The following is a 20,181-nucleotide window of genomic DNA, read 5'->3' as shown; positions in this document are numbered from 1 at the left end:
CTTTTAGGCCTTGCTTATGAAAAATAGAATAAAAGTTTTAGAAATCCAATTTTATTTCACTAAAATGACCTGTTTGGTTCAGTTTTATTGACAACCGATTTGGCTTATGGATTGTGCTATTTTTCACATGATATTTTTTAAATTCATTGGTTCACTGATGAACATACGTTAAAACTTACCTTTTCAAGACCTTGGTGCTATTTTCAAGTTGCTCAAACTGCACTAGACTCCAACATGCTTAATTGGTTGTAATTGGAATATTGATTGATGACGACTCTACGCCAAGAAAATTTCCGACGTCGTAAAGAGAAAATTTTGGCAATGGCTGAGGTTTTATTACTGGAAAATCATAATGATATTACATTAAGTGAGTTGGCTGCAGAGTTAGATATTGCCAAAGGCACAATTTATAAATATTTCAAAAGTAAAAATCAGCTCTATTTAGAGTTAATTATTTTAAATGAACAGCGTTTATTGGATATTTCCAAACAGTATCACCATAACTTTCAAACTTATGTTTCGCAGTACATGCTGTATAACATGCTTAATTCCAACCGTACGATTTTGCTGCACTCGATTGAAGAACGCTTAACCAATAATGAACGTAAACTAAATGAATTGTTTGAACAGTTATACGATATTCGTGAGCAGCGTATTTTAGAAATTAAGGACATCACCCAAGCCTATTTAGAGTCCTTTAACAGCGCGATGTCGATCCGTGATTATCTGTCTTATATTTGGACAGTAACTTATGGTGCGTCGTTATTACTCAATTCTACCCATTATCAAAAAGCTATTGGGTCACGTGAACGCTTAATCAAGCTATATATTAATCAAGCACTGATGACGCCAGATAAAGTATCTGCGATTGTTTGATTTTTACATAGTTAGCTTCGTTGGATTCATTGCTGATCCCGCTAAATATTAGCGTCTAAGTAGAAAGAAATTTGCTTTTCAGAACGTATTAACTCACCTCATAAATTTATTCTCTAAATAAAAAATCCCAAAGTTCAAACTTTGGGATTTTTCAAATTCTTTTGACTGTCTAAAGACACATCATTCTGCACTAATATCTTCAAATAATACTGAAGATAAATAACGCTCACCACTGTCAGGTAAAATCACCACAATATTTTTATCTGCATTTTCAGGACGTGCCGCCAATTTTGCAGCAGCAGCCATTGCTGCACCACTTGAAATACCGACTAAAATACCTTCTTGGGTTGCTGTTTTACGCGCCCAGTCAATTGCTTCAGCACTTTCAATCGCAATCACTTCATCCACCAAATCTAAATCTAGGTTTTTTGGAATAAAGTTAGCGCCAATCCCCTGAATTTTATGTGGTGCAGGCGTAATGGCTTCACCACGCTTGGCCTGAGCGATAATTGGAGATTCAGCAGGCTCGACTGCAACAGTATGCAATGCCTGACCTTTTACCTTTTTGAAATAACGCGAAATACCAGAAATCGTACCGCCTGTACCTACACCTGCAACAAGAATATCGACCTTGCCGCCTGTTGCTGCCCAAATTTCTGGGCCTGTGGTTTCTTCATGAATTTGCGGATTGGCAGGGTTATTAAACTGCTGCGGCAAATAATAAGTTTCAGGATGTTCGGTTGCCAAACGCTCTGCTTCATCCACCGCGCCTTTCATACCTTTTGCAGGCTCAGTCAGCACCAAATTTGCACCCAACGCTTTCAACACCTTACGGCGCTCAATACTCATGCTTGCAGGCATCGTTAGTGTAATCTCATAACCTTTTGCTGCAGCTACAAATGCCAAAGCGATTCCTGTATTACCACTGGTCGGTTCTACAATATGCATACCTGCTTTTAACACGCCACGTTTTTCAGCATCGGCAATTAAAGCAGCACCAATACGGCATTTCACAGAAAATGCAGGGTTACGGCTTTCCACTTTGGCTAAAACCGTTGCATCGCCAGAAATTAAACGGTTAATGCGTACCAATGGCGTGTTACCAATCGCTTCTGCATTATTGCTATATACGGCAATCCCTAAATTTGCTGGTGTTGAAAAAGCTGCATCTGTGGTCATGATTATTCCCTAAGTTATATCTATATAAACAAAATTTAAATTATCATACCTTTTTATAAAATTTTTGCCGATGTTTCACGAAAATTGTTTTATACAAAAATATGATTAGCTTTCAACAAAATGCGAATTAGAATAAAGAGATGACGACCTCAGTTTAATTGTCGATTTTCTCGGCACTTGGGTTTGAAATTTGCTATTTATTTTTTGACAATAGCAACACATAACAAAATGTAGGGAATGCAATGTCTAATAAACGTTACAGTCAGCTTTATCGTAATTTCACTAAAAAAATCTTAGATAAGATTGTGACGCCACAAGTATTAGGCACGACTGCAGAATTAGAACATCGTGTTGCACAAAGCTCTGAAAAAACACAATTTTGTTATGTGCTGCAAGATGCCTCTCTCAGCAATACCGTATTGATTGATCAGCAGACGCAATCTCGTGGTTTACCTTCTGTGTATGCGCCTTTAAACATTGCCGAGCATCAGGAAGACGATTCCATTTTGGTCTTGCGTGAGAAAAACCCACAGCACAGTGCTTATCACTACTCTGCTAAATTGATTCGACTCATTGAAACCTTAGAGCAACATCCTGAACATGATGTGTTGTTAGTTCCCGTAACTGTACTTTGGGGACGTTCACCCGAATACGAAGACTCTTGGTTTAAAGCATTATTTGCCGATGCATGGTCTACGCCAAACAAGCTTAAACAAACCATTAATATTTCGCTCTATTCACGTGATAACTACATCGAGTTTCATAAAGCAATTTCCTTACGTCAGCTTATTGAACAAGCCACACAACAACAACCACACTTATCGCCTGCGCACTTTATTGAGCAACATCTGGAACACAATTTTAATCAACACAAAGAAGCGATTTTAGGCCCAGACTTATCTGACCGCCGTAATTTGATTCATGCGTTGATGAAAAGTGAAGCAGTACAACAAGCTATTCGTAAAGAAAGTATCGAACAAAAAGTCAGTATGTTTGAAGCAGAAAACCGTGCTAAAAGCTATTTAACTGAAATTGTATCGGACTTTTCTTATTCGACTTTGCGTTTTGCTGAACTGGCACTGACCAAGCTTTGGACACAGCTCTATGATGGCATTGAAGTGCATCACTTTGACACGGTACGCGAACTCGCCAAAGACTATGAAATCGTCTATACCCCTTGTCATCGTAGCCACATCGACTATTTGTTGCTGTCTTATGTGATTTTTAATCGTGGCTTGATGGTGCCGCATATTGCAGCAGGTATTAATTTAAATTTACCAATTGTGGGTCAATTAATGCGTGGTGCAGGTGCGTATTTTATTCGCCGTACTTTCAGCGGCAATGAATTATACACCTCGGTATTTAAAGAATATTTACACAGTTTATTGTCACGCAACACCCCACTCGAATACTTCATTGAAGGTGGACGCTCACGTACAGGTTTATTGTTACCGCCGAAAAAAGGCATGTTGTCGATGACCATTCAAAGCCATTTACGCGGAGCAACCAAACCAATTGCATTTATTCCAACGTATTTTGGTTATGAAAAACTGATTGAAGGCACATCTTATTTAAATGAATTAAACGGCAAACCGAAAGAAGCCGAATCTTTATGGGGTATTTTAAACTCTGCCCGTAAAATTGAAAAAGTCTTTGGTCAGGTCTATGTCAACTTTGGCGAACCTGTATTTTTAGATGATGTTTTAACTGCCAACCAAGCACGCGATGTAAAACTGAACATAAATGATGAACTACCGACCTCTGTGATTCACACGGTAGATCATACTGCGCATGCAATCTTGGAAAATATCAATAAAGCGGTGGTGATTAACCCAATCGCCCTCATCTCTCTGATTTTATTAAATGCCGATCAGCATGCATTGAAACAAGATGAGCTGCTCGCCCGAATTGAACAATATCGACGTTTGCTCAAACAATTGTGCTACGACCCACGTATGATTATTACGGGTTTAAATCCACAAGAAATTATTGAATATGCGCTAAAACTTAAACAAGTTGAGCGTTATAACCAAGATGGTGTAGAACAGATTCGAGTCGCAGAAAGCCAAAAAATCTTATTGAGCTATTTTAGCAATAATATTTTGCACTGCTTTATTTTGCCTGCGTGTGTAGCATTAATTGTGCAGCAGTTTAATGAACAAAATTTAGCATTATCATGCGCAGATTTAATGCAAAAACTGCAGGCGATTTATCCATATTTGAAGCAAGAGTTTTTCTTGGCATGGACGGCGCAAGAACTTTCTCAAGAAATCGAAAAAATTGTGGCGTACTTTATTCAGCAAAATTGGGTTACAGAAGCAAATCTGCAATTACAGCCGAACCCAGCTACACAGCATGAACTCTATGCCTTAGCTGAACTGGCAAAACCAAGTTTAAATAATTTCGTATTGATTCAAGGGCTTTTGCAGCGTTATAGCGCACACATCCCTTTAAATCTGAAAGTTTTGGAAAAAATGACCAAAACCGTATTACAACGCGCTGCAGATTCTGCACAATTTAAGTCTGCATATTATTTTGATAGTGCCACCTTAAAAAGTTTTATCAGCAGTTTAGATCAGCAAGCCTTGTTGCAACACAATGCTGCGCAGATAAGCCTAGATGATACTTTTAGTGCCAAAATGTCTGAATACTTTGCTTGGTATAACCCAGAAATTCACGAGTTATTAGCTGCATCGAGTGAATTTAGTGAGAAAGAATTAAAAAGTTTTGAACAGGTGAAAAAATAGGTTTTATTGTAACTCAGCCACTTTTTTATCAATTTTTTGATTAGAATATCAGGCCATTATTTATGATTGGCTGATATCTTTTCTTAAATGATACTTGTTCTCATATATAAATAATGATTTATGTTATATAATTTATCTTCCACTCCCGCCTAATATATATTGGGTTAGCTGTAAATTAAGAGAATAAAACAATGAACGATGGTCTTGAAATCACATCAATGCGTGAATCTGCGGATACCGTTGTTGGAATTTTAAAATCTTTGGCGAATAGTGACCGTCTTTTAATTCTTTGTCATTTATCTCAACAAGAATTAAACGTATCGCAAATTGAAGAAATAACTCAAATTCATCAGCCTACTTTATCGCAACAATTAATGATGCTGCGTAAAAGTGATGTGGTGAATACCCGCCGTGATGGCAAGCAAATTTTTTATTCAATTAAAGATGAAAAAATGGTGCAGGTACTTAATACCCTATATGCACTTTATTGCCCGCAGGACTAAATGATAATGCCTGTATTATCAGGCATCACCATAAAACTTGAATACTCTCCTGCTATTTCAAAGACTTCTTAGCATTTTTTGTTCATAATATATCTAAATTTATGATTTAGATTTCAGTATGTCAGATTTCAATTCACGTTTGGCTCGTGTACTGCCTGCTTGGCAATGGCTGCGAAAATACAATGCAGAAACATTGAAATCTGATCTGCTGTCTGCGTTTATCGTCATTGCCATGCTTGTACCTCAAGGGATGGCTTATGCCATGCTTGCAGGTTTACCTCCTGTCATGGGTTTATATGCCAGCGTGATCCCCATGATCATGTACGCCTTGGTTGGTGGCAGTCCAACCTTGTCCATTGGCCCAGTCGCCATTATTTCCATGATGACCTTTGCGACGCTCAATCCATTATTTGAAGTCGGCTCGGCAGCTTATATTCAAGCAGCCTGTTTACTTGCTGTGATGGTCGGCATTATTTCGCTACTTTTAGGGATTTTTCGCTTCGGTTTTTTAATTCAACTCATTAGCCATCCTGTTATTAAAAGCTTCATTATTGCCTCTGCATTAATGATTGCGATTGGACAGCTTAAATTTGTGTTAGACATCCCCCTTAAAGCCAATAACTTACCTGGGTTCTTATACAGCTTTTGGAAATATATGGGACAAACCCATTTTTATAGCGTGCTCTTGGGTGTTGCTGCCATTTTATTTCTAATTTATGCCCCTAAAATCATCAACAGTAATGCCATTCGTGAGCGTGTTCGAGGTAGCGGCTTTATCTTAAAAGCCTTGCCATTGGTATTGGTGATCGGTTCAATTGCTTTGGTTTATTCATTGCATTTGCAACAAATCGGCATTAAAACAGTCGGAGAAATTCCTTCAGGATTTCCGCCTATTCAATTCCCTGAATGGAATGCACAACTTGTTCTACAACTCCTTCCTGGCGCAGCCATGATTGCCATGATCAGTTTTGTGGAATCTCTGTCTATTGCGCAAGCCACCGCCTTACAACAACGTAGTCACTTAAATAGCAATCAGGAACTGATTGCACTCGGTTTAGCCAATTTTGGCGCAGGTGTTAGCTCCTCTTTTCCCGTCACAGGCAGTTTGTCGCGTACCGTGGTCAATGCCGATGCAGGTGCAAAAACACCAATGGCAGGTGTATTTACCTCCATCGTGATTGTTATTGTCAGTTTATACTTCACGGGATTTTTCCAAGACTTACCACTGGCTGTTTTGGCTGCAACCATTATTGTTTCAATTTGGAAACTGGTCGAGTTCCAATCTTTTAAAGAAACTTGGCGTTATTCCAAAGCCGATGGTCTGGCCATGTGGGTGACGTTCTTTGGTGTTGTATTCATTGATATTTCGACAGGTTTAATTATTGGGATTGTGTCCACCTTTATTCTAATGTTGTGGCGTATTAGCCGACCACATATTGCGGTAATTGGTTTACTTGAAGGCACACAACATTTTCGTAATATTCAGCGGCATCAAGTGCGTACCGCGCCACACGTGCTATCCATGCGAATTGATGAAAATCTAACCTTTTTAAATGCCAATACTTTAAAAGGCTTTTTTATTAATCAAGTCAGCCAAAACCCTCAGTTAAAGCATGTAGTGGTGAATTGTTCGAGTATTAGCAGTATTGATTTAAGCGCACTCGAAATGCTGGAAGATTTAAATCTTGAACTAAAAAAATTGAATATTTGTCTGCATTTTTCTGAAATTAAAGGCCCGGTAATGGACAAATTACAACACTCAAAACTTTTGCAGCATTTAAATGGAAAAGTTTTTTTTTCACATTATTTAGCCATGCAAGAGCTTGCGCCTGAACTGACTTAAAGATCAAGAAATTGATCTTTAATTTTATCTTTAAAACTGGATGTTCAACACACATACTTTTTGATCAATGAGTACTTTTATCTTGCTGAAATTTAAACAGTTTAATAAATATCACTTTTAAAAATATAGACTTAACTTTTAAATCAAAATTATTTTTAAGCACATGGATATTTCAGTATAAAATAGCCGCTTTTCTTTTACCTTATTTTCGTATGTTTTCAGCTTTTTTGCGTTTGAGTTTAGTCTCCCGAATTATGATTGCAATTGTACTCGGTGTGGCTGTTGCAATTTTATTTCCAGAATCTGCGCCTTATTTAAGCCTTTTGGGTGATTTATTTATTAAAGCCCTAAAGTCTGTTGCGCCAATTTTAGTGTTTATTTTGGTCATGGCATCGATTGCCAATTTTAAAATTGGAAGCAGCAATGCTTATATCAAACCGATTATGCTGATGTATGCGATTGGTATGTTCTTGGCTGCGCTCAGTGCAGTTATTGCAAGTACGCTTTTCCCAAGTACATTATTTTTAGATGTTGCAACACAGTCAGAATTAACCCCGCCGGGCAGTCTTGCTGAAATTTTGAAAAATCTTTTACTTAGTTTTGTTGCTAACCCTGTAGTTGCCATTGCCGAAGCCAACTTTATTGGTATTTTGGCTTGGGCTGTGGCTTTAGGGATTGCCTTCCGCCATGCTACAGAGTCCACCAAAGCATTGTTGAATGATGCAGCCAATGCAGTCAATCGCGTTATTCGCTTGGTGATTAACTTTGCGCCTTTCGGTATTTTTGGCTTGGTTGCCGTGACATTTGCCGATGCAGGCTTGAGCACCTTAGCCAGTTATGCTCAATTATTGGCAGTCTTGTTAGGTACGATGTTCTTTGTCGCGTTGGTCATCAACCCAATCATGGTGGCATTTGTGACCCGCAGCAATCCTTATCCTTTAGTTTTTCAATGCTTACGCGAAAGTGGCATTACTGCTTTCTTTACCCGTAGTTCTGCAGCCAATATCCCTGTCAATTTAGACTTAGCCAAGCGTTTAGGCGTACAGGAATCAACCGCGAGTGTTGCAATTCCGTTAGGTGCAGTAATTAACATGGCAGGCGCATCGGTCACCATTACCGTTTTGACCTTAGCTGCGGTAAATACTTTAGGAATTTCTGTCGATTTTAGCACCATGCTGATTTTATCTGTGGTTGCAACGGTGTCGGCCTGTGGTGCTTCAGGCGTTGCGGGCGGCTCGTTACTGCTGATTCCTGTAGCGTGTGGCTTATTTGGTATTTCTTCAGATATTGCCATGCAAGTTGTTGCAATTGGTATGGTCATTAGCGTATTGCAAGATTCAACCGAAACTGCACTTAACTCATCTACCGATGTGCTATTTACTACTGCGGTTGACCGTGGTTTGAGTTAAGATACAATGCGTTAGGAAACTTACGCAATCATCCATTATGCCTTTTCAAACTTTACCCCTTTGGGTGCAATTTGGTGCTTTTTTTCTAGCCGTCAATGCTGGAATTATTAACGTACTCGGATTGGTGACCGTATTGCACCAGTCCGTTTCGCACATGACTGGTAACGTTAGTATCTTGGCGATGGCGCTAATCGACTGGAAACCAGAAGCCATGATTTTCTTGTTTCTGGTGATTTTGTGCTATGTGATTGGCTCATTTTATAGCGGCGTCATTTTAGGAAATAGCAATTTTCGCTTAGGGCGTCGCTATGGTTTTCCCATGAGTTTGGTGGCTTTTTTTATTTTAATCTGCTGGGTATTATTGCCTTATTTCCCACGTTATGCCCTGCTTTGGGCGTCAGTTGCCATGGGCATACAAAATGCCATGATCAGCTACTATAAAGGCACCATCATCCGCACCACACATTTATCTGGGGTATTGACCGATTTAGGCTTAGCCCTCGGTTATCGAGTGCGGGGCTTACAAGTTGAAAAAAGACGTATTGTTTTACACCTACTGATTTTAATTGGTTTCTTTGTGGGTGGATTACTCGCTGCAGCCATTTATCCTACATTTAAACTGAATTCTTTTCTGGTACCTGCAGGACTCAGCCTAAGTTTGAGTTTGGTGTATTGGATTATTTATTTTCGCTATCGACATCTTCAACATTAAGTTTCGGAAATTATCATGGTTAAAAATGCACTACAGGCACAATTGCTCAAAGCGGGTTTAGTCGATAATAAAAAGGCAAAAAAACTGTCTAAACAAACCTTACACGAACAGCGCACAGGTGAAAGTAAAGATGCTGAAGTGAAAGCCAAAATTGCACAGGCACAGCAAGAAAAACTCGCCAAAGACCAAGCTATTGAGCAAGAAAAGAAAGCCGCTTTACAGGAAAAAGAACTGAAAGCAGCAATTATGCAAATGATTCAGCAGCATAAAATTCGTGATACCGATGGTGAAGTGGCTTATCAGTTTTTAGATGGCAAGATTAAAAAAGTGTATATCAATCAACAAATTTACAATGCACTCGTGGCAGGTAGTTTGGTGATTGCCAAAGAAAATGACAGTTATGCGTTCCTGCCTAAAGCTTTAGCTGAACGTATTAATAGCAAAATGGAAGGCTTTATTATTGTCAATAATGCCGAGAAAAATGAAGCCACGACAGATGAAGAAGATCCATACGCAGCCTATGTGATTCCAGATGATTTAATGTGGTAGATCACGCAAGTATTTATGCAAATATTTATGCTAGGTATCTATTCAAAGCCAGTATCTGTACTGGCTTTTTTATTATGACTGCAACTTGATTGAAAACTTTCAGTAAAAACAAATAATTGAAATGTAGCAAAAAGTTACTCAGCCTTCAAATTTAAACTTTAGTCGATACACTATCTAACAATTTCATACATCAATGAAGAATTAAGGTGAATTGCAGGCCAAAATTCTAAGTGCCGTGCAGACGAAAATCAGCAACCTTAAAGCGAGGACCTTTTGCAAGAATTTAATTTTATTCAAAATATTCAGGAATGGTATAACCAATACCCTTGGTTAGAAATGCTGACCTCACTCAGTATTGTGATTCTACTGGCAATTTTAGCCAACTTTATTGCCAAGCAAATTGTAGTGCGCGGGATTCGCAAACTGATTTCTAAAATGACCTTTGCCAATAGTGAAATTATTTCACAGCATAGTGTCATCCGACGTATTGCCAACATTGTCCCAGCTGTCGTGATTATGAACGGCATCACCACCGTACCGCATTTGTCAGATAAAGTAGAAAGCTTTGTGCAAATGGGTGCGCAAGCCTTTATATTCCTGACCATTGCATTGGCAATTTCTGAATTTTTAAATATTTTTAACCTGTTCTATCAACGCAACCCTAAGTCACGCAACAAGCCAATTAAGGGCTATTTGCAGTTAGTTAAACTCATTATTTATGTGGTCTGTGCCCTCATGATTTTAGGCACTTTCCTGAAAAAAGATGTGTTTACCTTACTCGCAGGTTTTGGTGCGATGGCTGCTGTTTTGATGTTGGTTTTCCAAAATACCATTTTATCTCTAGTGGCTTCGGTACAAATTTCTTCCTACGATATGGTACGGATTGGTGACTGGATTGAAATGCCTTCTTTAAATGCCGATGGTGATGTCATTGATATGTCATTACATACAGTCACCGTGCAAAACTGGGATAAAACCCTGACCACTATTCCAACCAATAAACTCATTACCGATACCTTTAAAAACTGGCGTGGCATGCAGGAAGCTGGTGCCCGACGTATTAAACGTGCCATTTTAATTGATCAAAGTTCTGTGCACTTTATGACTGAACATGAACAAAGCAAACTTAAAGAGTTTTTGTTATTGGATCAATATTTACATAGCAAAAATGAAGAAATTGAGCAGTTTAATCAGCAGTTAGCAAATCAATCACAATACAACCAACGCCGTTTAACCAATTTAGGGACTTTCCGCGCCTATGTTGAGTTTTATCTGAAACAGCATCCTGGCATTAATCAATCTCAGTCATTGATTATTCGTCAACTACAGCCAAGCAGTGAAGGTTTACCACTAGAAATTTATGCCTTTACCAAAACCACTGCATGGAAAGAATATGAAAGTATTCAATCCGATATTTTTGATCATTTGCTGGCAATTATTCCGGAGTTTGGCTTAAAAGTGTATCAAGCCCCATCGGGTTCAGATTTAAAGCAAATTGCTGCACCATTTAAAGCAAGTTCTGTCCAAAGTCTAAATCCTTTAGAAATTGACGAGGCATAATTATGGATTTATTGCTGAGCCATGTGTCGCAAAATGCTTGCATGGCTCAGTAGCCATTTTTATTTTCAGCAAGACGATAAAATTTTCATTAAATTAAAATGCACTCGTACACTCGTATATGAATAAGAGAAAATAAAGTCTTATTTGTAAGAGCTTTGTTGAAACAAATATCTAACACTATGTTTTAATTATATTTAAATTTCCTCAAACCTTTAAATCACAGCTTGCTCCAAATTTATGTAATAAGGTCATTGCCGGTTGAAAAAGTCTAATGATTCTAAGAATTCACCTAACTTTTCAACTCACTAAAATGTGTCGCTCTTGTTAATTGATTCTGGATTCGAAAAATGATCATCAATAATTCGTCTAATGAAAGATTGAAATTCACTACTTTTGTGCTTTAGCGCTCTAGATGATCAATACACGCGCTACAGGATGAGGGGTACGAGTTTATAAAAGATCTCTAATAGACCAAATAATGAAAAGTTTAAGGCAGGACGCGGTACAACGTCGCAAAACATTGTTCTGCTTTTTCATTACTACAGAAATTAATGGTGTGCGCATTTTTCCATTTTACAAAATATTGTGAAATGTCCCCTGTTTGGTCTTCCTGATATCCAGAACAATCCACTTCATTATTGTCATATTTAACTTGCAAAATTAAAGCCGGTAACGAATTTGCAGGGTCTTGTGAAGGTTGATAATCATATACACCTGCAGACCATTCTTGACCGCTTTTAATCACCACATCGCTATTACTTTTAAAGTTGTAATATTCAATACATTTACGATTATTTGGGATTTGCATGCCCCACAGCCCCACAATTTCTGGACGGGTCACCACACGAAATTTATTGGTCGTTTCTGCTGCTACTGGCGTTAACTTGGCTGAATCTATTGTTGTATTTTCATTCGCAATCGCGCAGACAGAACATAAGCTTAAAACTGTGGTTAGATATATTTTTTTCATACATTTATTTAAAGATATAAACCGTTTAGACAACTTAGCATATTTTTAATCCAAATCTGCAAGCATAAACATAAGACAACAATTTTATTTAACGAAAATGTGACTTAGTTTACATTTAATCGACTTTGTAGGTAATGGTTATTTGATATGATCGCCTTTCTGTTGTGAACGTCACACTCATTCAAGTTTTTTTCTTAATTATCAACCCATTGCAAAAGTGAGTTTAGTACTTGCAAAACTTTAGCATACCGCAAACTATATCTTCGACTCAAAAGCAAATATTTGCCTTTGGACTGCTAGCCGTTGTGGTATTTTTTTCTTGTTTATTGGGTATTTTTACTCGCCCACTTAGCTACTTTTCTTTTTTTTGGCCAAGCAACGCCCTCTTGTTGGGGCTACTCATTCGCTTTCCATCTTTAAAAAGTTTTGGTGGAATTTTGGGTGCTTTTTTTGGCTATATGGGCGCCGATTTGGTCACAGACAATACTTTCCTGATGACGCTAGGTTTAACGCTTTCCAACTTTGTAGCTGTTTTTAGTGGGTTGTTTTTCTTTAATTTTGCCCGCGCTAAACTTCCAGCGAGCAATAATAATGTGTCAGAGCTATATCCACATATTATTGCTGTAACTTTAGGCTGTTTCTTTGGGGCTTTATTTGCCATTCTTCTGCTGCCAAATTTGCCGCACACCTTTATGTTAAAAGAAAATCGTTGGATTGATTTTTTTACTTGGTGGTCTGGTGAAATTTTAAATGCGGTAATTGTCTTACCTTTAATTTTGGCTGCCCCAGGCTGGTCTAAATTCAAAAAACTTATAAATAATCAATATGCTAAAGAAACTCAAATTCAGGATATCTTGCCCTTTTTTGCATTACTGATCTCTATCGCCTGCACCCATATTTTTTATGGACCAGGTGCATTGTTGTATCCATTGGCTGCATTAATTTGGGCAGCTGCCAGCTATCAACTTTTTAATTTGGCACTGATTAATAGCTTGGTCTGTTTAACTCTGTATCACAGCGTCACAGGCTTGTTTATAGATCAAGTGAATTCGAGTTATTTAACCACCATTATTTCTATTCGTGTGGGTTTAATTATTTTAGGTCTTGCCACGTTAATTTTATGTGTGATTAGCCAAAACCGAAATCAGTTGTATAGAGAAGTATTGTATTTGGCAAATCATGACAGTTTAACCGAAACACTGAACCGCCGTAGTTTTACTCAGTTAAGCGAAAAAGCTTTAAAGCATAAAAACAATCATTCATTGTCTTTAATTATGTTAGATATCGACGATTTTAAAAAAATGAATGATCAATATGGGCATTATGTCGGTGACCGTGCTTTGCAACATCTCTCTAACATCGTTAAAAGCAATTTACGTGATCACGATTTATTTTGTCGCATTGGTGGTGAAGAGTTCATTATTTTGCTGAACAATAATAACTTAAATAAAACTCAACGCATTGCAGAACGTATTCGTATGTGTATTGAACATCAAGCGTTAAATTTAGAAAACCTTGAACCCATTCATTTTACAGTAAGCATGGGCGTGTCACATACACACTTACCCACCAATCTCCCTTTACAAGATTTAATTATTCAGGCAGATCAGGCGCTATATCAGGCAAAAATGCAAGGTCGTAATCGGGTCATTCTTGCTTCTTAAACAAAAATAGCATACAACATCAATTTGACAATACAGATTTTCAGGATTGAAATGAAACTTGCAGAATACCTCCAATATGATGCTTTAGGCTTGGCAGAGCTGGTTGCCAAAAAGGATGTTCAGGCCTCAGAATTATTAGATATTGCGTTACAACGTGCTGAACAAACCAATCCACAATTAAATGCCATTATTATTCCTATGCATGAACATGCACGGCAGCGCACACAAACAAAATTAACAGGCCCATTTGCAGGTGTGCCCTTTTTAGTCAAAGACTTATTTCAACAATATGCAGGCTATCCGACTTCATTTGGTTGTCAGGGTTTAAAACGTGCGCATCATCTTGCAGAACAAAATGCAGAAATTGTAAATCGTTGGGAAAATAGCGGAATCGTTACCTTTGGACGTACCAACACGCCTGAATTTGGGATTAAAGGGATAACCGAGCCAGATGCTTGGGGTGCATGTAAAAATCCATGGAATTTGAAACACAATAGTGGTGGTTCTTCTGGTGGTTCTGCGTCTGCAGTTGCGGCAGGTATTGTGCCGATTGCAGGGGCAAGTGATGGCGGTGGTTCAATTCGTATTCCTGCGTCTTACTGTGGTTTGTTTGGTTTAAAACCAAGTCGTGGACGCACCCCGTGGGGGCCACAACTCAGTGAAGCCATGCATGGTGCAGCGATGCAACATATTTTAAGTAAAAGTGTACGTGACAGTGCGGCAATGCTCGATGCAACGCATGGCGCAGATGGTCATTCACTTTTCAAAATTGAAGCTCCTGAACGCAGTTATTTAGATGCAATTCAGCAAGCGCCAAAAAAATTAAGAATCGCATATTCGACCCAATCTCCGATTGGTACAGCTGTTTCACAAGATGCGATCAATGCCATTCAAAAAACCGTACAGCTTTTAGAATCTTTAGGGCATGAAGTTGTTGAAGACCGTCCGGCTATTGATGGTATGCAATTGGCCAAAGATTTTATTACCACATGGTTTAGCCAATTTGCTTATTTAATTGCTGAAATTCAAACTCGCCTGCCAAATCATTCCGATAATTTTGAGCTCGACTCTTTGGCTTTGGCTGCCTTTGGCGCAAAAACCACGTCAGTAGATTACATTCGTAATTTGAATAATTGGGGGGTATATGTCGCGCAAATGAATCAATTCTTTGAGCGTTATGATTTATACCTCATCCCTGCAACTGCCTCAGTTGCACCAAAAAATGGCGAAGTTAAAACTCCTGCATGGCAAAAACCAATTTTAAAAACACTATTACATGCAGGTAAAGCACATTGGTTAGCGCAAGGTAAATTGGTCGATCGCATTGTCAAAGAAAACCTAAAATGGGTGCCATTTACTCAACTTGCCAATATTACTGGGCTGCCAGCAATGTCTGTGCCATTGTATTGGAATAAAGATAACTTACCATTGGGTTCGCAGTTTATTGCGCCTTTTGCACGTGAAGATGTGCTTTTACAACTGGCTGCACAACTTGAAACGGCTCAACCGTGGTGGCATCAATACGCTAAAATCCGTATTTGATGTAGCAATGAGTAAGAAGCAAGCAAACTATGCTAATCCAACGTTGCTTGCTTCTATTTTTGATAAAAGAACGCTATTACCAACTAGGCTTTGGTATCACTCGACATTGACTGCGATTCTAATTGCTTTGGCAATCCCCAAATAAAACACAGACCAACGAGTGTAGATAATCCTGCAAAAATAAAAATCCATTCGCCTGAAACAATATCCCAATAATGCCCTGCCAAAATACTCCCCAGTGCAACACCTAAACCCCACATGGTACTGTAAAGTGCTTGCCCACGACCTTGTTGCCCTGCAGAAAAGTTTTGAAAAATCACCCGCATGGCAATGATATGAAATAATCCAAAACTAAAGGCATGGATGCTTTGTGCAAAAAAATGTGCAAAAAATATGGATGGAAATAAACCAATTATCACCCAACGTAAGCCTGTTAAAATTAAACATACGGCAACCAGTGAACGCCAAGACCAACGCTTTAAAAACAAACTCGCATAGGCAAACATAATGATTTCAGCAACCACCCCGACAGACCACAATAAACCGATCTGACTTGTGCTAAATCCTGCCTGACTTAAAAAATTACTATAAAAACTATAAAATGGTGCATGCGAAAACAGCAAAATCAATTCAATAATAAAAAATGAATAGACCACTGGGCGCTTTAAAATGGGCAATAAGGGTTCAAGTTGTTTTTGTGCAATGGGTGCGGTGCTTGGTTCTTGAATACTGAACGACCATAGAAATGCCAGTAAAGAAATACTGAGTAGCAACATCGGTAACATGGAGATTGGTATAATTTCTAAAATAGCACCTATGCCAAAAACCCCGACAATAAAGCCTATAGAACCCCATTTTCGCACTTTGCCATAGAGTTCTGCACGTTTCTCGCCCAACCAAAACAAAGTCACGCCTTCAAATTGTGCCAAAATTGCATTTTGGAAAAAGCTAAAAATCAGCATGAGTAATGCAACAGACTGAAAGCTATTCGGAACAATAAAAATCAGCAACCAAATGCTGGCTTCCATCCAAGTTGCGATGCGTACCAAAAGCATCCGTTTGCCTGATTTATCGGCAATCCATCCCCAAATAAAAGGCGCGAAAAAGCGCGTTAAAATGGCAATGGAAGATAAAACACCAATTTCCTGATAATTAAAGCCTTGATCTTCTAAGTACAGGCTCCAAAAAGGCAAAAACGTCCCAACAATTGCATAGTAGAAAAAGTAGAATCCACCTAAACGTGTCGATATATTCAAGGCTTGCATCAATGTATATTTCCTTGATTTTTCAAACACATAAATAAGTGCATTTCTAACCTGATCTAAAATTTTAAGACAACCGATATATTAACACTGTAGTACTTTAATTTTGAGTGATTGGCTGATTAAAACGAAAAACCCTGAAAATCAGATCAAATTTTCAGGGTAATATTGAGAAAATTTCTTAAAATTGTTTAGCCGCAAGAAGCTTGTAGAATAATTTTAGTTTTCGGATCGACCACCACAGTGACGCGATTCATACGATAATCCATTGTTACAGGCTGACCTGGTGTAACCATTCTCACAATTTCAGCTCGAGTAAGCGCTTTAATTTGTGTTTCAGTCAAACCTGTTTTACCAACTAACTGCGCAGCAGATTCTGGGACACAATTTTGCATGGTCTGTGGCACCTGAGTTTGTTCATTGATAGGCTGATTACTACACGCAGCTAAAGTTGCCACACTTAAAACAGCCAAAACACTATATAACTTTTTCATGTTGATACTCGTTTTTAATTTCTTCAAACCAACTCAAAATAACATAACTGATTAAATATGCAGTAAATTTACTGAATAAAACTGTGATGATAGTTTTATTGATCAAAATAAATTAGATGTAAGTTTGGATTAAGTTTAATTCTCAATCACACTTAAACTCAGTTTCATCCAATCAATTGCATGTTGGCGACGCTCTTCTAAAGCATTCCATAGCGTATCTTGCGATAATATAGAATATTCCCCTTCGCGGCAGCTAAGTTCAGGCGCATTTTCATAGTCCTCAAGCCATTGTTCACTTTGATAATAGGCCTGTAATTCTTGCCAGAGCTTTTCTGCAGCTTGCCATTTTTGCTGCGCTTCTCGCATCTGTCGATGTAAATCATGCCATTGCTCATATTGTTGCTGTAAAACCTGAGCATCGTACATTTTATTTTTACTCATAGCTGAAATTCAAAAATTAAGATGACATGAGCGTACAATAATTCAAGATCAAGGAATGTGAGTGTATGTAGGTTTTATTTAAAGAAACATATATTGCTATATTTTTTTGCATTAATTTTTAAAGAAGACAATTCCTGATTTATTTAGTCAACTTTAGCTTCATTACTTTCAGTAAAATTTAGTATAAAAGTGTAATTCCATCTTTTTATCAAAAGTTAAAGTCATTAGTATAAGTTTGCTTCAATTTTTTAGAAAAGGTACAAAAATGAAATATATTTTAGGGGCAACATTACTTGCATTCGGTTTAATGGGATGTAACTCAAATTTAAATAATGAAGTGAGCCAAGAAAAAGTACAAAGTAATGCACCTGCAGAAACACAAGTTATTTATTTTAATGGCCCACAAGATTTAACCATTGAATTAAAATCTTCAGATAATTTTGAAACTGCAGAAATGGTAGATAATTCAGACACAGTTTATCATTTAAAACGTGCTGTATCTGGTAGCGGTATTTTACTGAGCAATGATGATGGTGTATCTATTCACTTTAAAGGTGGTGAAGGAGTACTTGAGTTAGTCAAAGATCAGCCTATTAATATTACTGAATTTAAAAAATAGATTTTTTGCTGATTTTAGGCATACATAAGGACGAAAGTAATAATACTATTGGTAATTACATAGTCGAAGGCACCAAGCCATCAACTAAAGATAAAGTTATTAATGTTGAAACACAATATTATGAAAATCCAGGACATCATGACTTGAAAGATGGAAATATGCCTTATAACTCTACTAAAGCAATAATTCCTGACAATCATGTAAAATTATGGGAAAACAGTGTAAAAATTGATAGTGATCCAAAAAATAGATGGGCAATTGAAAATAAAGATGGGAAGGTCATTTATCATAGGTTTCAAGATGATGGTAATGGCAGTTTCCATTGGAATGGTTCGATAAAAGGTATTACGTCCTCAGGAAAGGAACGAAATATCAAGATTTCTGATGTCCCTTCTGACTTGATAAAAATGGTAGATAGCAAATGAATAGAATTGGAAACGATCAAGTTTTTATAGAGTTTGATGGAAATTATCAGAATAGTAATTTCATCCCATTGCGTTTATGTATTGAGGGGGAGTATCTAGGAACTTTAGACTCTCCTACTTATGTGACTAGCTTTATAAATTCACTAAAAAACTTACTAAATGATAATTACTATTATAGCAATGTGATAAATGATGAAAATTGTAAAAAATTTTTCTATCCTAAAGGTTTATTATCTGAGAATTACAGAATCACTTTAGAAGAAACCTTTGATGATTTCAGTAAAAGGGCAGCAAGGAATAATAATACTATTTATTTTACTTGGTTTTTATATGAAGATCATTTTTTTGAATACAAAGATAACATTGTAAATAAGGTAATTTTTTCTAAATGTAAAAGTCTAGATTTACTCAATTTAATAGATGATTTTCTTGAAGTAATTAATTAAGGGGCTGTAGTCGATAAGGCTAAATACCCACCAAAATTAGGAGATGACAACAGCACTCAATGGTCTTTCAGCAGCGATTAGTACAGGGATGGTAACGGTTGCGAAGAAAGGTGGTGGTATTGTTATTGATACTGCTAAAAGTACTAAACGTATTTTAGAGCCTGTAAATTATTTTGTGTAAGTTCGATTTTTTAATCGATCATCGAACGTAATCGTAAATCAGTTCATCGCTAAATGATATAAGTAGCGCTGTTGTGCAATATTGGCATTTGAATACTTTTTATGAGGTTCATTCTTCTTGTAATTCTATTACTGAATAAACCCTAAGTGGCCGACTTGGAATAGGAATGAGTGGTAGGGAACGAATAGGAATAGGTGGTAGGTTTATGCAGGAATATGCACCTTATTTTGATCTTTATAATAAAGGTCACTTTTGTACATAAAAATAATGACTTATCTTAATAAATACTGCGCTAGTCTAAATTTTAGACAAAAAAAATCCCACATGGGAATGTGGGAAAACTAAGAAACTACAGCTATGTTTCGTTCATTTAGAGGGCGTTCAAAGTTCTGTGTCAGTAAATTTGACTAGATTTTAATTATATCATCTAATCGACCTTCAAAGTAAATGGATAATTGAGTAATGGTTTGTCCCCATTCCTGAATAGGCATTGTCCATTTTTCTGATGCCTGTTGAATACCAATATACAGTAATTTCATCAGACTATCCTCATTGGGGAAAGCTCCTTTGGTTTTGGTTAGTTTGCGGAATTGACGATGTACGGCTTCAACGGCATTGGTGGTGTAAATCGGCTTCCTAATCGCTTTAGGGTATTTGAAATAGGCGGAAAGTAGATGCCATTTGGTACGCCATGACTGAATGACCACACCATATTTTTCGCCCCATTTTTCTTCTAGCTCATCCAGTGCTACTTCTGCC

19 protein-coding genes and 1 pseudogene are annotated in these 20,181 nt (G+C 37.5%); 14 read left to right on the top strand and 6 right to left on the bottom strand.

All coding sequences use genetic code 11. The features are described 5' to 3' along the window. The first annotated feature begins 267 nt into the window (after nt 1-267). The gene (locus tag FTT74_RS09825) at nt 268-876 is read left to right on the top strand and encodes a TetR/AcrR family transcriptional regulator (protein ID WP_004973506.1); all 609 of its coding nucleotides are present in this window, start codon (nt 268-270) and stop codon (nt 874-876) included. Between the two features lie 180 nt (nt 877-1,056). On the opposite strand, the gene cysK is transcribed toward FTT74_RS09825, so the two are convergent. Beyond that, nucleotides 1,057-2,055, bottom strand: a complete 999-nt coding sequence (gene cysK, locus FTT74_RS09820; RefSeq protein ID WP_179988979.1) for a cysteine synthase A — start codon at nt 2,053-2,055, stop codon at nt 1,057-1,059. A gap of 242 nt (nt 2,056-2,297) precedes the next feature. On the opposite strand from cysK, the gene plsB reads away from it, so the two are divergent. From plsB to FTT74_RS09785, 7 genes are all read left to right on the top strand, one after another. Then, entirely contained in the window at nt 2,298-4,802 is a 2,505-nt protein-coding gene (gene plsB, locus FTT74_RS09815; RefSeq protein ID WP_096901604.1) for a glycerol-3-phosphate 1-O-acyltransferase PlsB, read from the top strand. Nucleotides 4,803-4,993: 191 nt separating this feature from the next. Next, nucleotides 4,994-5,305, top strand: coding sequence for a metalloregulator ArsR/SmtB family transcription factor (locus FTT74_RS09810; RefSeq protein ID WP_154320733.1), 312 nt, complete (start codon nt 4,994-4,996; stop codon nt 5,303-5,305). 118 nt (nt 5,306-5,423) lie between these two features. Beyond that, nucleotides 5,424-7,148 (top strand): SulP family inorganic anion transporter, encoded by a 1,725-nt coding sequence (locus FTT74_RS09805; RefSeq protein WP_179988980.1) that lies wholly within the window; start codon nt 5,424-5,426, stop codon nt 7,146-7,148. 212 nt (nt 7,149-7,360) lie between these two features. Next, nucleotides 7,361-8,557: a serine/threonine transporter SstT gene (gene sstT / locus FTT74_RS09800; RefSeq protein WP_179988981.1), complete on the top strand. Its 1,197-nt coding sequence runs from the start codon at nt 7,361-7,363 to the stop codon at nt 8,555-8,557. A 37-nt stretch (nt 8,558-8,594) separates the two neighbouring features. Further along, nucleotides 8,595-9,269 (top strand): YoaK family protein, encoded by a 675-nt coding sequence (locus FTT74_RS09795; RefSeq protein ID WP_004973496.1) that lies wholly within the window; start codon nt 8,595-8,597, stop codon nt 9,267-9,269. Nucleotides 9,270-9,284: 15 nt separating this feature from the next. Beyond that, the gene (locus tag FTT74_RS09790) at nt 9,285-9,818 is read left to right on the top strand and encodes a DUF2058 domain-containing protein (RefSeq protein WP_004973493.1); all 534 of its coding nucleotides are present in this window, start codon (nt 9,285-9,287) and stop codon (nt 9,816-9,818) included. A 273-nt stretch (nt 9,819-10,091) separates the two neighbouring features. After that, on the top strand, nt 10,092-11,378 hold the full coding sequence (locus FTT74_RS09785) for a mechanosensitive ion channel family protein (RefSeq protein ID WP_096901601.1): 1,287 nt from the start codon (nt 10,092-10,094) through the stop codon (nt 11,376-11,378). Nucleotides 11,379-11,865: 487 nt separating this feature from the next. Here FTT74_RS09785 and FTT74_RS09780 read toward each other — a convergent pair whose 3' ends face one another. Next, nucleotides 11,866-12,348 (bottom strand): hypothetical protein, encoded by a 483-nt coding sequence (locus tag FTT74_RS09780; protein WP_004973490.1) that lies wholly within the window; start codon nt 12,346-12,348, stop codon nt 11,866-11,868. Nucleotides 12,349-12,578: 230 nt separating this feature from the next. Here FTT74_RS09780 and FTT74_RS09775 point away from each other — a divergent pair, with 230 nt between their 5' ends. Next, the gene (locus tag FTT74_RS09775; protein ID WP_207973578.1) at nt 12,579-14,012 is read left to right on the top strand and encodes a GGDEF domain-containing protein; all 1,434 of its coding nucleotides are present in this window, start codon (nt 12,579-12,581) and stop codon (nt 14,010-14,012) included. Between the two features lie 51 nt (nt 14,013-14,063). Then, nucleotides 14,064-15,554: an amidase gene (locus FTT74_RS09770; protein ID WP_131261947.1), complete on the top strand. Its 1,491-nt coding sequence runs from the start codon at nt 14,064-14,066 to the stop codon at nt 15,552-15,554. Nucleotides 15,555-15,637: 83 nt separating this feature from the next. Here the strand turns inward: FTT74_RS09770 and FTT74_RS09765 are convergent, their stop codons facing one another. From FTT74_RS09765 to FTT74_RS09755, 3 genes and pseudogenes are all read right to left on the bottom strand, one after another. After that, a complete protein-coding gene (locus FTT74_RS09765; protein WP_179988982.1) occupies nt 15,638-16,819 on the bottom strand; it encodes an MFS transporter in 1,182 nt (393 codons plus the stop codon). Between the two features lie 188 nt (nt 16,820-17,007). After that, a pseudogene (locus FTT74_RS09760) lies at nt 17,008-17,208 on the bottom strand (I78 family peptidase inhibitor); the annotation flags it as partial. Nucleotides 17,209-17,445: 237 nt separating this feature from the next. Then, nucleotides 17,446-17,751 (bottom strand): DUF4298 domain-containing protein, encoded by a 306-nt coding sequence (locus FTT74_RS09755; RefSeq protein ID WP_154320729.1) that lies wholly within the window; start codon nt 17,749-17,751, stop codon nt 17,446-17,448. 265 nt (nt 17,752-18,016) lie between these two features. Here FTT74_RS09755 and FTT74_RS09750 point away from each other — a divergent pair, with 265 nt between their 5' ends. From FTT74_RS09750 to FTT74_RS09735, 4 genes are read left to right on the top strand one after another with little or no spacing between them, the layout of a single operon-like run. Next, on the top strand, nt 18,017-18,370 hold the full coding sequence (locus FTT74_RS09750) for a hypothetical protein (RefSeq protein WP_004973479.1): 354 nt from the start codon (nt 18,017-18,019) through the stop codon (nt 18,368-18,370). 5 nt (nt 18,371-18,375) lie between these two features. Further along, the gene (locus tag FTT74_RS09745; protein WP_179988983.1) at nt 18,376-18,795 is read left to right on the top strand and encodes a hypothetical protein; all 420 of its coding nucleotides are present in this window, start codon (nt 18,376-18,378) and stop codon (nt 18,793-18,795) included. Continuing rightward, entirely contained in the window at nt 18,792-19,241 is a 450-nt protein-coding gene (locus FTT74_RS09740; protein WP_096901592.1) for a hypothetical protein, read from the top strand. Before FTT74_RS09745 ends, FTT74_RS09740 begins: the two co-directional genes overlap by 4 nt. Nucleotides 19,242-19,284: 43 nt before the next feature. Continuing rightward, nucleotides 19,285-19,422, top strand: coding sequence for a hypothetical protein (locus FTT74_RS09735; protein ID WP_158660382.1), 138 nt, complete (start codon nt 19,285-19,287; stop codon nt 19,420-19,422). A 407-nt stretch (nt 19,423-19,829) separates the two neighbouring features. Here the strand turns inward: FTT74_RS09735 and FTT74_RS09730 are convergent. Continuing rightward, on the bottom strand, nt 19,830-20,181 hold a 352-nt coding region (locus FTT74_RS09730), incomplete at its 5' end, for a transposase (protein WP_180168148.1).

This window comes from Acinetobacter sp. YH01007, assembly GCF_013420425.1.
GTDB classification, from domain to species: Bacteria; Pseudomonadota; Gammaproteobacteria; order Pseudomonadales; family Moraxellaceae; genus Acinetobacter; species Acinetobacter towneri.
Note: the sequence above shows the minus strand (reverse complement) of the source record. Positions and strands in the feature narration are given on the sequence as shown.